This is a genomic window from Pseudomonas fluorescens (genome assembly GCF_902497745.1).
GTDB classification, from domain to species: Bacteria; Pseudomonadota; Gammaproteobacteria; order Pseudomonadales; family Pseudomonadaceae; genus Aquipseudomonas; species Aquipseudomonas fluorescens_BM.
In genome coordinates this window covers 317,694-330,375 of record NZ_CABVHJ010000005.1, presented here as the reverse complement: position 1 = coordinate 330,375, position 12,682 = coordinate 317,694, and the positions used below count along the sequence as shown (strand labels likewise).

Here is a 12,682-nt window from a genome sequence, read left to right as displayed (position 1 = left end):
TCAGCCTTGCGACTAAACCTGTGTCAGGCCTTCGAGCGCTTCATAAGCCTGACGAACCGGGGCGAACGAGCGTCGGTGAATCGGCGTCGGGCCGAGCCGTACCAAGGCTTCCAGATGAACGGGCGTCGGGTAGCCTTTGTGGCCGCCGATGCCGTAACCCGGGTAGATCAATTCGAAAGCGGCCATTTCGCGGTCGCGACTGACTTTAGCGAGAATCGACGCGGCAGCGATGGCCGGCACCTTGCCGTCGCCCTGCACCACCGCTTCGGCGCGCATCGGCAATTGCGGGCAGCGGTTGCCGTCGATCATCGCCAGTTTCGGCTGAATGTGCAGACCAGCCACTGCGCGCTGCATGGCCAGCATGGTCGCGTGGAGAATGTTCAGCTCGTCGATTTCTTCGACTTCGGCGCGGGCGATGCACCAGCTCAGGGATTTCTCGATGATTTCGTCGTAGAGCTTTTCGCGCTTGGCTTCGGTGAGCTTCTTCGAATCGTTGAGCCCGAGGATCGGGCGGTTCGGATCGAGGATCACCGCTGCCGTGACCACGGCCCCGCACAACGGGCCACGACCGACTTCATCGACACCGGCGACCAGTTCGTCGACTTCGGCGACCAGGGTGAAATCCAGGCCCATCTGCATGCTTGTCTTGTTCATCGTGTCTGACCGATCAGGTTGAGGACGGCATCCGCCGCCTGATTGGAGGCGTCCAGGCGCAGTGTGCGATGGATCTCGTCGAAGCCGCGCGTCTGTTCTTCGCCACCTTCGATCAATGGCGACAGGGTCTGCGCCAGTGCTTCGACCGTCGCATCATCCTGCAACAATTCTGGCACCAGCAGACGCTGGGCCAGCAGGTTCGGCAAGGACACATACGGGCTCTTGACCATGCGCTTAAGTATCCAGAACGTCAGCGGTGCCAGGCGGTACGCCACCACCATCGGCCGCTTGTACAACAGCGCTTCAAGGGTGGCGGTGCCGGAGGCGATCAACACGGCGTTGCACGCGGCCAGAGCCAGATGAGATTTGCCATCGAGCAGGGTCACCGGCAGATCCCGGCCAGCGAGCAGCTCTTCAAGCTGCGCGCGGCGTTCCGCATTGGCGCACGGAATGACAAAGCGCAAACCCGGGCGCAATGCACGCAGACGTTCAGCAGTATCGAGGAACAGCGCGCCCAGTCGGGACACTTCGCCGCCACGGCTGCCGGGCATCAATGCCACCAGCGGGCCGTCGGGCAAGCCCAGTTCGGCACGGGCCGCCGCGCGATCAGCTTCCAGTGGGATGGTATCGGCCAGCGTGTGGCCGACGAACCGTACCGGTACGCCTTTCTCTTCGTAAAATCTGGCTTCGAATGGCAACAGCGTCAGCATCAGATCGCAACCTTCGCGAATCTTCAGTACACGCTTCTGCCGCCATGCCCACACCGAAGGGCTGACGTAATGCACGGTTTTGATCCCGGCCTGACGCAGCTTGAGTTCGATATTGAGGTTGAAGTCCGGCGCGTCGATGCCGATAAACACGTCCGGCTTCTCGGCGATCAGCGTGGCGATCAGATCCTTGCGGCGCTTGAGCAACTCGCGCAGGCGACCAAGGACTTCCACCAGCCCCATGACCGACAGACGCTCCATGGGAAAGTACGAAGTCAGGCCTTCAGCTTGCATCAACGGCCCGCCGACGCCGATGAACTCGACCGCCGGATGCTGTGCCTTGAGGGCGCGCATGAGACCGGCGCCGAGAATGTCACCGGAAGCTTCACCCGCCACCAGCGCAATACGCAGATTGGCCATGATCAGCGCGTGATGCCGCGAGTCGACGACTGGATGGAGTCGCGGAATATCGCCACTTCCGGGTACTGCGCAGCAGGTTCAGCCAGTTCGGCCAGCGCCTGTTCGACCGTCAGGCCTTGGCGATAGACGGTTTTGTAAGCGCGACGCAGGGTATGAATCGCGTCTTCGCTGAAACCGCGACGGCGCATGCCTTCGAAGTTCATGCTGCGCGCTTCTGCGGGATTGCCGAACACAGTGACGAACGCCGGAACGTCCTTGCCGATCGCGGTGCCCATACCGGAAAAGCTGTGAGCGCCGATGTGGCAATACTGGTGAACCAGGGTGAATCCGGAAAGGATCGCCCAGTCATCCACATGTACATGCCCGGCCAACGCGGTGTTGTTGACCAGAATGCAATGATTGCCGATGACGCTGTCATGCCCGATGTGCGCGTAGGCCATGATCAGGTTGTGATCGCCCAGCGTGGTTTCCGAACGGTCCTGCACGGTGCCACGGTGAATCGTCACGCCTTCGCGGATGACGTTGTGATCACCGATCACCAGACGGGTTTCTTCACCCTTGTACTTCAGATCGGGCGTGTCTTCGCCTACCGAGGAAAACTGGTAGATGCGATTGTGCTTGCCGATGCGGGTCGGGCCTTTGAGGATTACATGCGGCCCGATCACGGTACCCTCGCCGATTTCCACACCTGCGCCGATGATCGACCACGGGCCGACCTCGACGCCATCAGCCAGAACGGCCGACGGATCGATGATTGCGCGAGGGTCAATCAAACTCATAGCTTGCGTTCCGCGCAGATGATTTCAGCCGAGCAGACCGGCTTGCCGTCGACCGAAGCCTGGCATTCGAACTTCCAGATCTGACGCTTGCAGCTGATGAACTTGGCTTCGAGAATCAGCTGATCGCCCGGCAACACAGGCTGGCGGAAGCGCAGCTTGTCGGAACCGACGAAGTAGTAGAGCGTGCCGTCGGCAGGCTTCACATCAAGCATTTTGAAACCGAGGATCCCGGCAGCCTGAGCCATCGCTTCAATGATCAGCACGCCCGGCATGATTGGATGCGCAGGGAAGTGACCATTGAAGAACGGCTCATTGATGCTGACATTCTTGTAGGCGCGAATGCGCTTGCCTTCAGTGTCCAGTTCCACCACCCGATCCACCAGCAGGAACGGGTAACGGTGAGGCAGGTATTCGCGAATCTCGTTGATGTCCATCATTTCGGGGGGAAGCCTATGTAAAGATTGGGAGCGCGACTGACGCGCACTCCTCTAGCAAATCAAGGAGGCAGTCTAGCGGCTGTGCACACTTGATATGGAAATGGTATCAGCCATCTGATGAAGCATTGCCGTCAGGGGTCACTTCCCCTACGCGCTTTTCCAGCTGTTTCAAACGCCGCGCGATGTCATCGAGCTGACGAATGCGGGCCGCGCTTTTGCGCCATTCGGCCGCCGGTTGCATGGCTGTGCCGGAAGAATAGGCACCCGGCTCGGTAATCGAGTGGGTCACCATGGTCATTCCAGTCAGGAAAACGTTGTCGCAAATATCAATGTGGCCAACCAGCCCGACACCGCCGGCGAGCATGCAATGCTTGCCGATTTTGGTGCTGCCGGAGATCCCGACGCACGCCGCCATGGCGGTGTGATCACCGACCTGAACGTTGTGCGCGATCTGGATCTGGTTGTCGAGCTTCACGCCATTACCGATCACCGTATCGGCCAGTGCACCACGGTCGATGGCAGTGTTCACGCCAATCTCGACATCGTCGCCGATGGCCACGCCACCGATCTGGGCGATCTTCTGCCAGATACCCTTTTCGTTGGCGAAGCCGAAGCCTTCACCACCAAGCACGGCACCGGACTGAATCACTACACGCTTGCCGATGCGTACGTCGTGATACAGCGTCACGCGTGGAGCGAGCCAGCCGCCCTCACCGATTTCGCTACGTGCACCGATGACGCAATGCGCGCCCAGTGTCACTTGCGCACCGATCCGCGCGCCGGCCTCGATCACCACGAATGGACCGACGCTGGCGGTTGGATCAACCACTGCATCTGCCGCAATGACCGCCGAGGGATGGATACCTGCAGCGGCTTTTGGCTTGGGATCGAACAAGTGTGAGATGCGTGCGTAAGCCAGATAAGGATCAGGCACCACCAACGCATTACCGGCAAAACCTTCGGCATCGGCCTCTTTGAGCAGCAGTGCTGCTGCCTGCGAGCCTGCCAGGTATTTGCGATATTGAGGGTTTGCCAGAAAGCTCAACTGAGCTGGGCCAGCCTCTTGCAAAGTGGCTAGCCCAGTAATTTGCTTCTCAGGGTCGCCACGCAGGGTGGCGCCGAGGAACTCGGCCAACTGGCCGAGCTTGATAGTCACGGTCATGGGTTACTTCAGCTGATTCATGCGCTCGATAACCTGGCGCGTGATGTCGTACTGTGGTTTGACATCAATCACTGCGCCACGCTCGAACACCAGGTCAAAACCACCTTTCTTGATGACTTCTTCCACTGCGCTATCCAGTTTCGGCTTCAGTTGCTTGAGCATTTCGCGGTCGGCAACAGCTTTGGCTTCGTTCAGTTCCTTGGACTGGAACTGGAAGTCACGGGCCTTTTGCTTGAATTCCAGCTCCAGACGCTCGCGTTCACCTTGCTGCATTTTGTCGCCACCGGCCATCAGACGGTCCTGAATGCCCTTGGCACTGCTTTCCAGCGTTTTCAGTTTGGTCAGTTGCGGACCGAACTTCTTCTCGGCATCCACGGCGTACTTCTTCGCAGCGTCGGATTCGAGCAAGGCCATCTGATAGTTCAGAACGGCAATTTTCATGTCGGCAAACGCCGGGCCTGCCACCATCAAGGAGGCCAGGAGAACCAATTGAGTCAACTTACGCACGATGCACTCCTACAAAATCCATTGTCGTTATCTTGGGTCAGACGCTTAGAACGTCTGGCCGAGGGAGAATTGGAACACTTGAGTTTCAGCCTCATCCGGCTTCTTGATCGGCATGGCCAACGCGAAGCTCAGAGGACCCAGTGCGGTGACCCAGGTCACACCCACACCCACGGAACTGGCCATGTTGCTCAGGCTGATGTCGTTACACTTGGTGTTCGACGACGAGCCATTCGCATTGGTAGTGTCCTTGCACTGCGAGTCAAATACGTTACCCACATCCCAGAATACCGAAGTACGCAGAGAGCGCTGATCTTTCACGAATGGCAGCGGGAACAGAACCTCGACACCACCCTGGATCAGGACGTTACCACCGAACGGCAGCGGATCCTGGTCAGGGTCAGCGAGCGTGCCCGGGTTGGTACCACGGCTCGGCGTACTGCGTGGACCGAGAGTGCTGTCCTTGAAGCCACGAACCGAGTTGAAACCACCAGCATAGTAGTTTTCATAGAACGGCAAGCCATCGGTCCCGCCGTATCCGTCGCCATAACCCAGCTCGGTATGCAGACGCAGGGTGTAGTTCTCGCTGATCGGCTGGAACAACTGACCGCGATAATCAAGCTTGTAGAACGACAGGTCGCTGCCCGGCACGGTGGTTTCCAGGGTCAGGCTCTGGGAACGGCCACGGGTCGGCAGTACGCCTTTGTTCAGGGTCGACTCGGACCAGCCGGCCGACGCCTTGAAGTTCAGGTACTTGTCGCCTTCCTTGTTAACGAAGTCGAAAATTTCGTCAACGGTGTAGGTACCGGTCTTGATCTCGTCCTGCTGAACCGACAGGCCAAAGGTCAGACGCGAAGTTTCGCTGATCGGGTAGCCAACGTTGACGCCGGCACCCAGGCTGTCTACCGCATAGCTTGCTACGTCGACATCGAGGTCTTTGTAGTCAGTGGTGCGATAGAACGCGTTGTAACCCAGGCTCACGCCATCGGCGGTCCAGTACGGGTCAACGTAGCCGAAGTTGTAGCGGCTCTGGTATTCGCTGCGGGTCAGGCCGATGCTGACGCGGTTACCAGTACCGAGGAAGTTGTTCTGGGTGATCGAACCACCGAGGATCAGACCGGCACTCTGGGCGAAACCGACACTGGCGGTAATCGAACCGGAAGCCTGCTCTTCAACGGCGTAGTTCACGTCAACCTGGTCGTCGACACCTGGCACAGCCGGAGTTTCAACGTTGACTTCCTTGAAGAAGCCAAGACGCTCAAGACGAGTCTTGGATTGGTCGATCAGGTAGGTCGAAGCCCAGCCACCTTCCATCTGACGCATTTCACGACGCAGCACTTCGTCCTCGGACTTGGTGTTGCCACGGAAGTTGATGCGGTTGACGTAGGCACGCTTGCCCGGATCAACAGCAAACAGGATGTCGACGGTGTGGTCATCATCATGCGGCTGCGGTACGCCGTTGACGTTGGCGAAGGTGTAACCCTCGTTACCCAGACGGCGGGTGATCAGCTCGGATGTGGTGGTCATCAGCTTGCGCGAGAACACTTGGCCTTTCTGCACCAGCAGCAGGGACTTGACCTGATCTTCAGGAACTTTCAGGTCACCGCTGAGCTTGACGTCACGAACGGTGTATTTCTCGCCTTCGGTGACGTTGACAGTGATGTAGACGTGCTTCTTGTCCGGGGTGATGGACACCTGGGTCGAAGCGATATCCATGTTGATATAGCCACGGTCCAGATAGTAGGAACGCAGACGCTCGAGGTCACCGGAAAGCTTTTCACGGGCGTACTTGTCGTCGTTCTTGAAGAACGACAGCCAGTTGGTGGTTTTCAGTTCGAACAGGTCGGTCAGGTCTTCCTCGGGGAAAACCGTGTTGCCCACCACGTTGATGTGCTGAATGGCCGCAACGGTGCCTTCGTTGATCTTCACTTTCAGACCAACGCGGTTACGCGGTTGCGAGACCACTTCGGTATCGACCGTAGCCGAGTAGCGACCTTGCGCGACGTACTGACGCTGCAGTTCGTTACGCACACCTTCGAGAGTGGCGCGCTGGAAGATCTCGCCTTCGGCCAGACCGGATTGTTTGAGACCTTTCATCAAGTCTTCAGTGGAGATCGCCTTGTTGCCTTCGATCTCGATACTGGCGACCGACGGACGTTCGACGACCGTGATGACCAGAACGTTGCCTTCGCGGCCCAGCTGGATATCTTGAAAGAAACCGGTTTTGAACAACGCACGAGTGGATTCCACCAGGCGACGATCATCCGCCTGCTCACCGACGTTCAACGGCAAGGCACCAAAGACGCTACCCGCGGAGACCCGCTGGAGGCCATTGACGCGAATATCAGAGATAGTGAAGGACTCGGCGTGAACTTCGGCGATCATCAATACGGTGAGAACCGCAGTTAGCAGCAGACGTTTCATGAAGTCCTTTCTTATTCCAACTGGCAATAAACAAACTGCCGCAAAATGCGGCAGATTCGCAATTCAGCGAAGCGTTACAGTCGACCCAGATCGTTGACCAGAGCAAGCAACATCACCCCGACCACCAAACTGATACCGATCTGTATCCCCCAACCTTGCACCCGATCCGACAAGGGACGACCACGCGCCCACTCGATCAGATAAAACAACAAATGCCCCCCATCCAGTACAGGAATGGGCAGCAAATTCAGAACGCCCAGGCTAATACTCAGATAAGCAAGGAAATTCAGGAAATCAGCGACGCCCGACTGGGCAGAAGCGCCCGCCACTTTAGCAATGGTTATCGGTCCACTCAAGTTTTTTACCGAGAGCTCGCCGAACAGCATTTTCTTTAGCGAATCGAGCGTCAGAATGCTCATGGTCCAAGTGCGACGGGCACCCTCGCCAATCGCAGCCAGAGGCCCGTAACTGACCTCGCGAATCATCTCCGGCGGCCAGTCGACAGCTTTTACACCCGCCCCCAGATAACCGCTCGGCGATTTGCTTTCACCGCGCGCCGCCAGCGTCACCGGGACGTCGATTTGAGCACCGTCGCGCTCGATGCGCAGCATGATTTTGGTATCAGGACGCGTACGAACGGTGTCGACCACCTGCTGCCAGTCATTCAGCGCCTGACCATCGAGAGCCAACAGACGGTCACCGGTCTTCAGGCCAGCAGCCTGGGCCGGGCCTTTCGGATCAAGCTCGGCGAGCACCGGCGGCAAAGCCGGGCGCCATGGACGGATACCCAGCGAGCGGATCGGATCCGGCTCATCAGCGCCTTTGAGCCAGTTATCCAGCTTCAGCTCACGCGGCGAATCCGCAGTAGAACCCTGCTCACGCACCAGCAACTGCAGAGAACCGCTTTCGCCGAGGCGTCGGACCAATTGCAGATTGACGGCCGCCCAACCGGAAGTCGGCTCACCATCGACCGCGACAATTTCCTCACCTGCACTCAAACCGGCACTGGCAGCGATACTGCCGGGTTCAACCGCGCCGATGACCGGGCGCACCTGCTCGCTGCCGAGCATGGCCAAGACCCAGAAGAACACCAATGCCAACAGGAAGTTGGCAATCGGGCCGGCCGCAACAATAGCGATACGCTGACGTACGGATTTGCGGTTGAACGACTGATCAAGCTGATCGACCGGCACTTCGCCTTCGCGCTCATCGAGCATTTTGACGTAGCCGCCCAGCGGTATCGCTGCGACCACAAACTCAGTGCCCTGCTTGTCGTGCCAGCGCAGCAGCGGCATGCCGAAGCCTACGGAGAAACGCAGAACCTTGACGCCACAGCGACGCGCGACCCAGAAGTGGCCGAATTCGTGAAAGGTGACCAGCACACCCAAGGCAATCAGGGTGCCGGCAATCATATAGAGCGCGCTCATCTACTTTCTCCGCAATCCTGTTCAGTGTCGCGTGTAGCCATTGTGTTGCAAATTCTATCGATCGTGACGCTTCAACCATTGCTCAGCCAGAGCTCGCGCCTTGGCATCAGCCGTAAACACGGCATCGAGATCTGCCAGTGCAACGATCGGCTCGAGGCTCAAGACCTCCTCGATGATACTCGCGATTTCCAGGTAACGGACCCGTCCGTCGAGAAACGCTGCCACCGCCACTTCGTTGGCCGCATTGAGCATCGCCGGCGCACTGTTGCCAGCCTCTGCAGCTTGCCGTGCCAGACGCAGACAAGGGAAGCGCTCTTCATCCGGCGCTTCGAAGTCCAGACGCGCGACAGCAAACAGATCCAGCGGTGCCACGCCCGAATCAATGCGTTCCGGCCAGGCCAGGGCGTTGGCGATCGGCGTACGCATGTCAGGATTACCCAACTGCGCCAGCACCGAGCCGTCGACATAATCGACCAGCGAGTGAATCACGCTCTGCGGGTGAATCACTACCTCGACTTGCGAGGGCTTGGCATCAAACAACCAACAGGCCTCGATCAGTTCAAGGCCTTTATTCATCATGCTGGCCGAATCGACCGAAATCTTGCGCCCCATGGACCAATTCGGGTGCGCACACGCCTGATCAGGTGAAACATGCGCCAGTTCACTCATCGGCGTCTGTCGGAACGGGCCGCCAGAGGCTGTGAGCAAAATCCGACGAACACCCACCGAGCTCAATCCACGGGCAAAATCCTGTGGCATGCACTGGAAAATCGCGTTGTGTTCGCTGTCGATCGGCAGCAACACCGAACCACTCTTGCGCACCGCCTGCATGAACAAGGCGCCGGACATCACCAGCGCCTCTTTATTGGCCAGGAGAATCTTCTTGCCAGCTTCGACGGCCGCCAGGGTCGGACGCAAACCTGCCGCACCGACGATCGCAGCCATCACCGCATCGACTTCCGGAGCAGCAGCGACCTGGCACAGCCCCTCCTCCCCCACCAGCACACGGGTCGGTAAACCGGCGGCACGCAAATCGTCCTGCAAGCCGCGCGCGGCAGCAGCCTCGGGAACCACGGCAAACTGCGGCACGTGGCGCACGCACAAAGCGAACAGCTCACTGAGGCGCGTGAAACCACTCAACGCGAAAACCTGATAACGCTCAGGATGACGAGCAATGACATCCAGCGTGCTCAGACCGATCGAGCCCGTCGCACCGAGAACGGTAATCTGTTGAGGACGACTCACGGTGCAGCCATCCACAAAAGCACGGCAAACACCGGAATTGCCGCGGTCAGACTGTCGATGCGATCAAGCACGCCGCCATGGCCGGGCAGCAGATTACTGCTGTCCTTGATGCCGGACTGACGCTTGAACATGCTTTCGGTCAGGTCGCCGACGACGGAGATGAAGACGATCAGCGCAGCGCCAATCAAGCCTTTAAGCAGCTCGGCGACGGTCCAGTCACGCACGAGACCGACAATCGCTGTAATCAGCAGACTCAGCGCCAGACCACCGTAGACGCCTTCCCAGCTTTTACCCGGGCTGACTTGCGGGGCCAGCTTGCGCTTGCCGAATTTTCGACCAGAGAAGTAGGCACCGATATCGGCCCCCCAAACCAGCACCATCACCGCCATAATCAGCCAGTTACCCAGCGGGTACTGCTTGATCTGTACCAGACCTTGCCAGGCCGGCAGCAGAATCAGCAGGCCGATCACCAGTTTGGTGGCCGCCGTGGACCAGCGCTCGCTCGAACGCGGATACGTCAGCACCAGGTACGTTGCCACTGCCCACCACAACACCGAAGCACCCAACACCCAAGGGGCGAGGCCCGGCAGCACGTACATGACGAACAACATCAGCGCAACAACAGCGGCATAGCCGACACGGAACGACTGTGCGGCGAAGCCAGCCAGGCGCGCCCACTCCCAAGCACCCAGGCTCACGACCAGACCGATGAACAGCGCAAAACCGGAGCCTTCCAGCAGGAAAAACCCGCACAAGGCAATCGGCAGCAGGATCAGCGCAGTGATGATTCGTTGTTTAAGCATTAAACCCGGGCTCCAGCTTCGATCTGTTCGCTCGTTTTACCGAAGCGACGCTGACGCGAAGCGAAATCGGCCAGCGCAGTACGCATGGCATCGTGTTTGAAGTCCGGCCAGAACAGGTCGGAGAAGTACAACTCGGCGTAGGCCAGTTGCCACAGCAGGAAGTTGCTGATGCGGTGCTCGCCACCGGTGCGGATGCACAAGTCGGGCAATGGCAGATCGCCGGTCGCCAGACAGGTTTGCAGCAGATCCGGGGTGATGTCTTCCGGACGCAGGTGTCCGGCCTGAACTTCACGCGCCAGACGCTGAGCCGCTTGCGCGATATCCCACTGACCGCCGTAATTGGCGGCGATCTGCAGGATGAAGCGGTTGGAGCCGGCGGTCATGGCCTCGGCTTCGCGCATTGCCGCCTGAAGCTCAGGGTGGAAGCGCGAACGATCGCCAATGATGCGCAGGCTGATGTTGTTGTCGTTGAGGCGCTTGGCCTCTCGACGCAATGCCTTGAAGAACAGATCCATCAAGGCACTGACCTCATCGGCCGGGCGCTGCCAGTTCTCACTGGAAAACGCGAACAGGGTGAGCACTTCGACCTTGGCCTCAGCACACACCTCGATCACGGCACGCACAGCATCAACGCCCGCTTTATGCCCGGCGACACCCGGCATAAAGCGTTTTTTCGCCCAGCGATTGTTGCCATCCATGATGATCGCGACATGGCGCGGCACCGCGGACGGCGCAGTCTGCTTGGTCTTGTCCATTTAAAGCTCGACCCTTATACGGCCATCAGGTCTTTTTCTTTCTCGTCCGTGGCCTTGGTGATCTGGGCCTCGGATTCTTTGGTCAGCTTATCGATATCAGCGATGGCACGACGTTCTTCGTCTTCGCTGATTTCCTTGTCCTTGACCAGTTTCTTGAGCTCGCCCAAGGCATCGCGACGAATATTGCGCACGGCAACACGCGCGTCCTCAGCAGCGCTACGCGCCTGCTTGGTGAAACCTTTACGCGTTTCCTCGGTGAGGGCCGGCATAGGGATCAACAGCAACTCACCCAGGTTGGTCGGGTTGAGGTTCAGACCGGCGCTCTGGATTGCCTTGTCGACGGCTGCGAGCATGTTGCGCTCGAACGCCACGACCTGCAGGGTGCGCGAGTCTTTCACGGTGACGTTGGCAACGCCGCTCAGCGGGGTGTCAGTGCCGTAGTAAGGCACCATCACACTGCCGAGGATGCTCGGGTGAGCCTTACCGGTACGAATCTGGCCGAACGCGTGGTTCAGAGACTCCAGGGATTTCTGCATACGCGCTTGGGCGTCTTTCTTGATTTCGTTGATCATTGTTGGCCTTCCTCGATCAAAGTCCCTTCAGCGCCGCCGTGCACAATGTTCAGCAGGGCACCGGGCTTGTTCATGTTGAATACGCGCAGCGGCATCTTGTGGTCGCGGCACAGGCAAATAGCGGTCAGATCCATCACGCCCAACTTGCGATCCAGTACTTCATCATAAGTCAGATGATCGAACTTCTCGGCATGCGGGTCTTTGAACGGGTCAGCGGTGTAGACACCATCGACCTTGGTCGCTTTCAGCACGACGTCGGCATCGATTTCGATTGCGCGCAGGCAGGCTGCCGAATCCGTGGTGAAGAACGGGTTGCCGGTACCGGCAGCGAAGATCACGACGTCTTTGGAGTTCAGGTGACGCATGGCTTTGCGGCGATCGTAGTGATCGGTCACACCCACCATGGAAATGGCCGACATGACGATGGCCGAGATATTGGCACGTTCCAGCGCATCGCGCATGGCCAGGGCGTTCATCACAGTGGCCAGCATGCCCATGTGGTCACCCGTGACCCGATCCATACCGGCTTTGCTCAAAGCTTCGCCGCGGAACAGGTTGCCACCGCCGATCACCAGACCGACCTGTACGCCGATGCCAACCAGTTGGCCGACTTCCAGCGCCATCCGATCCAGCACTTTTGGATCGATCCCGAACTCTTCCGAGCCCATCAGGGCCTCGCCGCTAAGCTTGAGTAGAATGCGTTTATAGCGAGCCTGATAACCACTGCCCTGCTGAGCCATTGCGAATCTCTCCTGCGGCGTATTTAAAATTCTTTGCGAGCTGTTTACAGCTG

The 12,682-nt window shown here is 58.7% G+C and carries 13 protein-coding genes; all 13 read right to left on the bottom strand.

Features of this window, described 5'->3' with window-relative positions; all coding sequences use genetic code 11:
* Positions 1 to 12: 12 nt before the first annotated feature.
* Positions 13 to 639 carry a ribonuclease HII gene (gene rnhB / locus F8N44_RS10500; RefSeq protein WP_127930358.1) on the bottom strand — a complete coding sequence of 209 codons (627 nt, stop codon included), beginning with the start codon at positions 637 to 639 and terminating at the stop codon, positions 13 to 15.
* 11 nt (positions 640 to 650) lie between these two features.
* A complete protein-coding gene (gene lpxB / locus F8N44_RS10495) occupies positions 651 to 1,781 on the bottom strand; it encodes a lipid-A-disaccharide synthase (RefSeq protein ID WP_038357912.1) in 1,131 nt (376 codons plus the stop codon).
* Between the two features lie 2 nt (positions 1,782 to 1,783).
* Positions 1,784 to 2,560 (bottom strand): acyl-ACP--UDP-N-acetylglucosamine O-acyltransferase, encoded by a 777-nt coding sequence (gene lpxA / locus F8N44_RS10490; RefSeq protein WP_038357910.1) that lies wholly within the window; start codon positions 2,558 to 2,560, stop codon positions 1,784 to 1,786.
* Positions 2,557 to 2,997 carry a 3-hydroxyacyl-ACP dehydratase FabZ gene (gene fabZ / locus F8N44_RS10485; RefSeq protein ID WP_003222142.1) on the bottom strand — a complete coding sequence of 147 codons (441 nt, stop codon included), beginning with the start codon at positions 2,995 to 2,997 and terminating at the stop codon, positions 2,557 to 2,559. The genes lpxA and fabZ overlap by 4 nt, the downstream gene beginning before the upstream one ends.
* 106 nt (positions 2,998 to 3,103) lie before the next feature.
* The gene (gene lpxD / locus F8N44_RS10480; RefSeq protein WP_150650253.1) at positions 3,104 to 4,159 is read right to left on the bottom strand and encodes a UDP-3-O-(3-hydroxymyristoyl)glucosamine N-acyltransferase; all 1,056 of its coding nucleotides are present in this window, start codon (positions 4,157 to 4,159) and stop codon (positions 3,104 to 3,106) included.
* 3 nt (positions 4,160 to 4,162) lie between these two features.
* A complete protein-coding gene (locus F8N44_RS10475; protein ID WP_007908849.1) occupies positions 4,163 to 4,666 on the bottom strand; it encodes an OmpH family outer membrane protein in 504 nt (167 codons plus the stop codon).
* A gap of 45 nt (positions 4,667 to 4,711) precedes the next feature.
* Complete coding sequence (bamA, locus tag F8N44_RS10470) at positions 4,712 to 7,087, bottom strand: outer membrane protein assembly factor BamA (RefSeq protein WP_150650252.1); 2,376 nt, start codon at positions 7,085 to 7,087, stop codon at positions 4,712 to 4,714.
* Between the two features lie 74 nt (positions 7,088 to 7,161).
* Positions 7,162 to 8,514, bottom strand: a complete 1,353-nt coding sequence (gene rseP, locus F8N44_RS10465; RefSeq protein ID WP_150650251.1) for a sigma E protease regulator RseP — start codon at positions 8,512 to 8,514, stop codon at positions 7,162 to 7,164.
* A 54-nt stretch (positions 8,515 to 8,568) separates the two neighbouring features.
* On the bottom strand, positions 8,569 to 9,759 hold the full coding sequence (ispC, locus tag F8N44_RS10460) for a 1-deoxy-D-xylulose-5-phosphate reductoisomerase (protein WP_150650250.1): 1,191 nt from the start codon (positions 9,757 to 9,759) through the stop codon (positions 8,569 to 8,571).
* Complete coding sequence (locus F8N44_RS10455) at positions 9,756 to 10,562, bottom strand: phosphatidate cytidylyltransferase (protein ID WP_150650249.1); 807 nt, start codon at positions 10,560 to 10,562, stop codon at positions 9,756 to 9,758. Before F8N44_RS10455 ends, ispC begins: the two co-directional genes overlap by 4 nt.
* Complete coding sequence (gene uppS, locus F8N44_RS10450) at positions 10,562 to 11,317, bottom strand: polyprenyl diphosphate synthase (RefSeq protein ID WP_127926008.1); 756 nt, start codon at positions 11,315 to 11,317, stop codon at positions 10,562 to 10,564. Before uppS ends, F8N44_RS10455 begins: the two co-directional genes overlap by 1 nt.
* A 14-nt stretch (positions 11,318 to 11,331) precedes the next feature.
* Positions 11,332 to 11,889, bottom strand: a complete 558-nt coding sequence (frr, locus tag F8N44_RS10445) for a ribosome recycling factor (protein WP_007954771.1) — start codon at positions 11,887 to 11,889, stop codon at positions 11,332 to 11,334.
* Positions 11,886 to 12,629, bottom strand: coding sequence for a UMP kinase (gene pyrH / locus F8N44_RS10440; RefSeq protein WP_003222124.1), 744 nt, complete (start codon positions 12,627 to 12,629; stop codon positions 11,886 to 11,888). Before pyrH ends, frr begins: the two co-directional genes overlap by 4 nt.
* Positions 12,630 to 12,682 lie beyond the last annotated feature (53 nt).

Bases quoted from the DNA above. Each gene is read 5' to 3' on its own strand.
- rnhB (WP_127930358.1), bottom strand. From the start codon at position 639: ATGCAGATGGGCCTGGATTTCACCCTGGTCGCCGAAGTCGACGAACTG.
- lpxB (WP_038357912.1), bottom strand. From the start codon at position 1,781: ATGGCCAATCTGCGTATTGCGCTGGTGGCGGGTGAAGCTTCCGGTGAC.
- lpxA (WP_038357910.1), bottom strand. From the start codon at position 2,560: ATGAGTTTGATTGACCCTCGCGCAATCATCGATCCGTCGGCCGTTCTG.
- fabZ (WP_003222142.1), bottom strand. From the start codon at position 2,997: ATGATGGACATCAACGAGATTCGCGAATACCTGCCTCACCGTTACCCG.
- lpxD (WP_150650253.1), bottom strand. From the start codon at position 4,159: ATGACCGTGACTATCAAGCTCGGCCAGTTGGCCGAGTTCCTCGGCGCC.
- bamA (WP_150650252.1), bottom strand. From the start codon at position 7,087: ATGAAACGTCTGCTGCTAACTGCGGTTCTCACCGTATTGATGATCGCC.
- rseP (WP_150650251.1), bottom strand. From the start codon at position 8,514: ATGAGCGCGCTCTATATGATTGCCGGCACCCTGATTGCCTTGGGTGTG.
- F8N44_RS10455 (WP_150650249.1), bottom strand. From the start codon at position 10,562: ATGCTTAAACAACGAATCATCACTGCGCTGATCCTGCTGCCGATTGCC.
- uppS (WP_127926008.1), bottom strand. From the start codon at position 11,317: ATGGACAAGACCAAGCAGACTGCGCCGTCCGCGGTGCCGCGCCATGTC.
- frr (WP_007954771.1), bottom strand. From the start codon at position 11,889: ATGATCAACGAAATCAAGAAAGACGCCCAAGCGCGTATGCAGAAATCC.
- pyrH (WP_003222124.1), bottom strand. From the start codon at position 12,629: ATGGCTCAGCAGGGCAGTGGTTATCAGGCTCGCTATAAACGCATTCTA.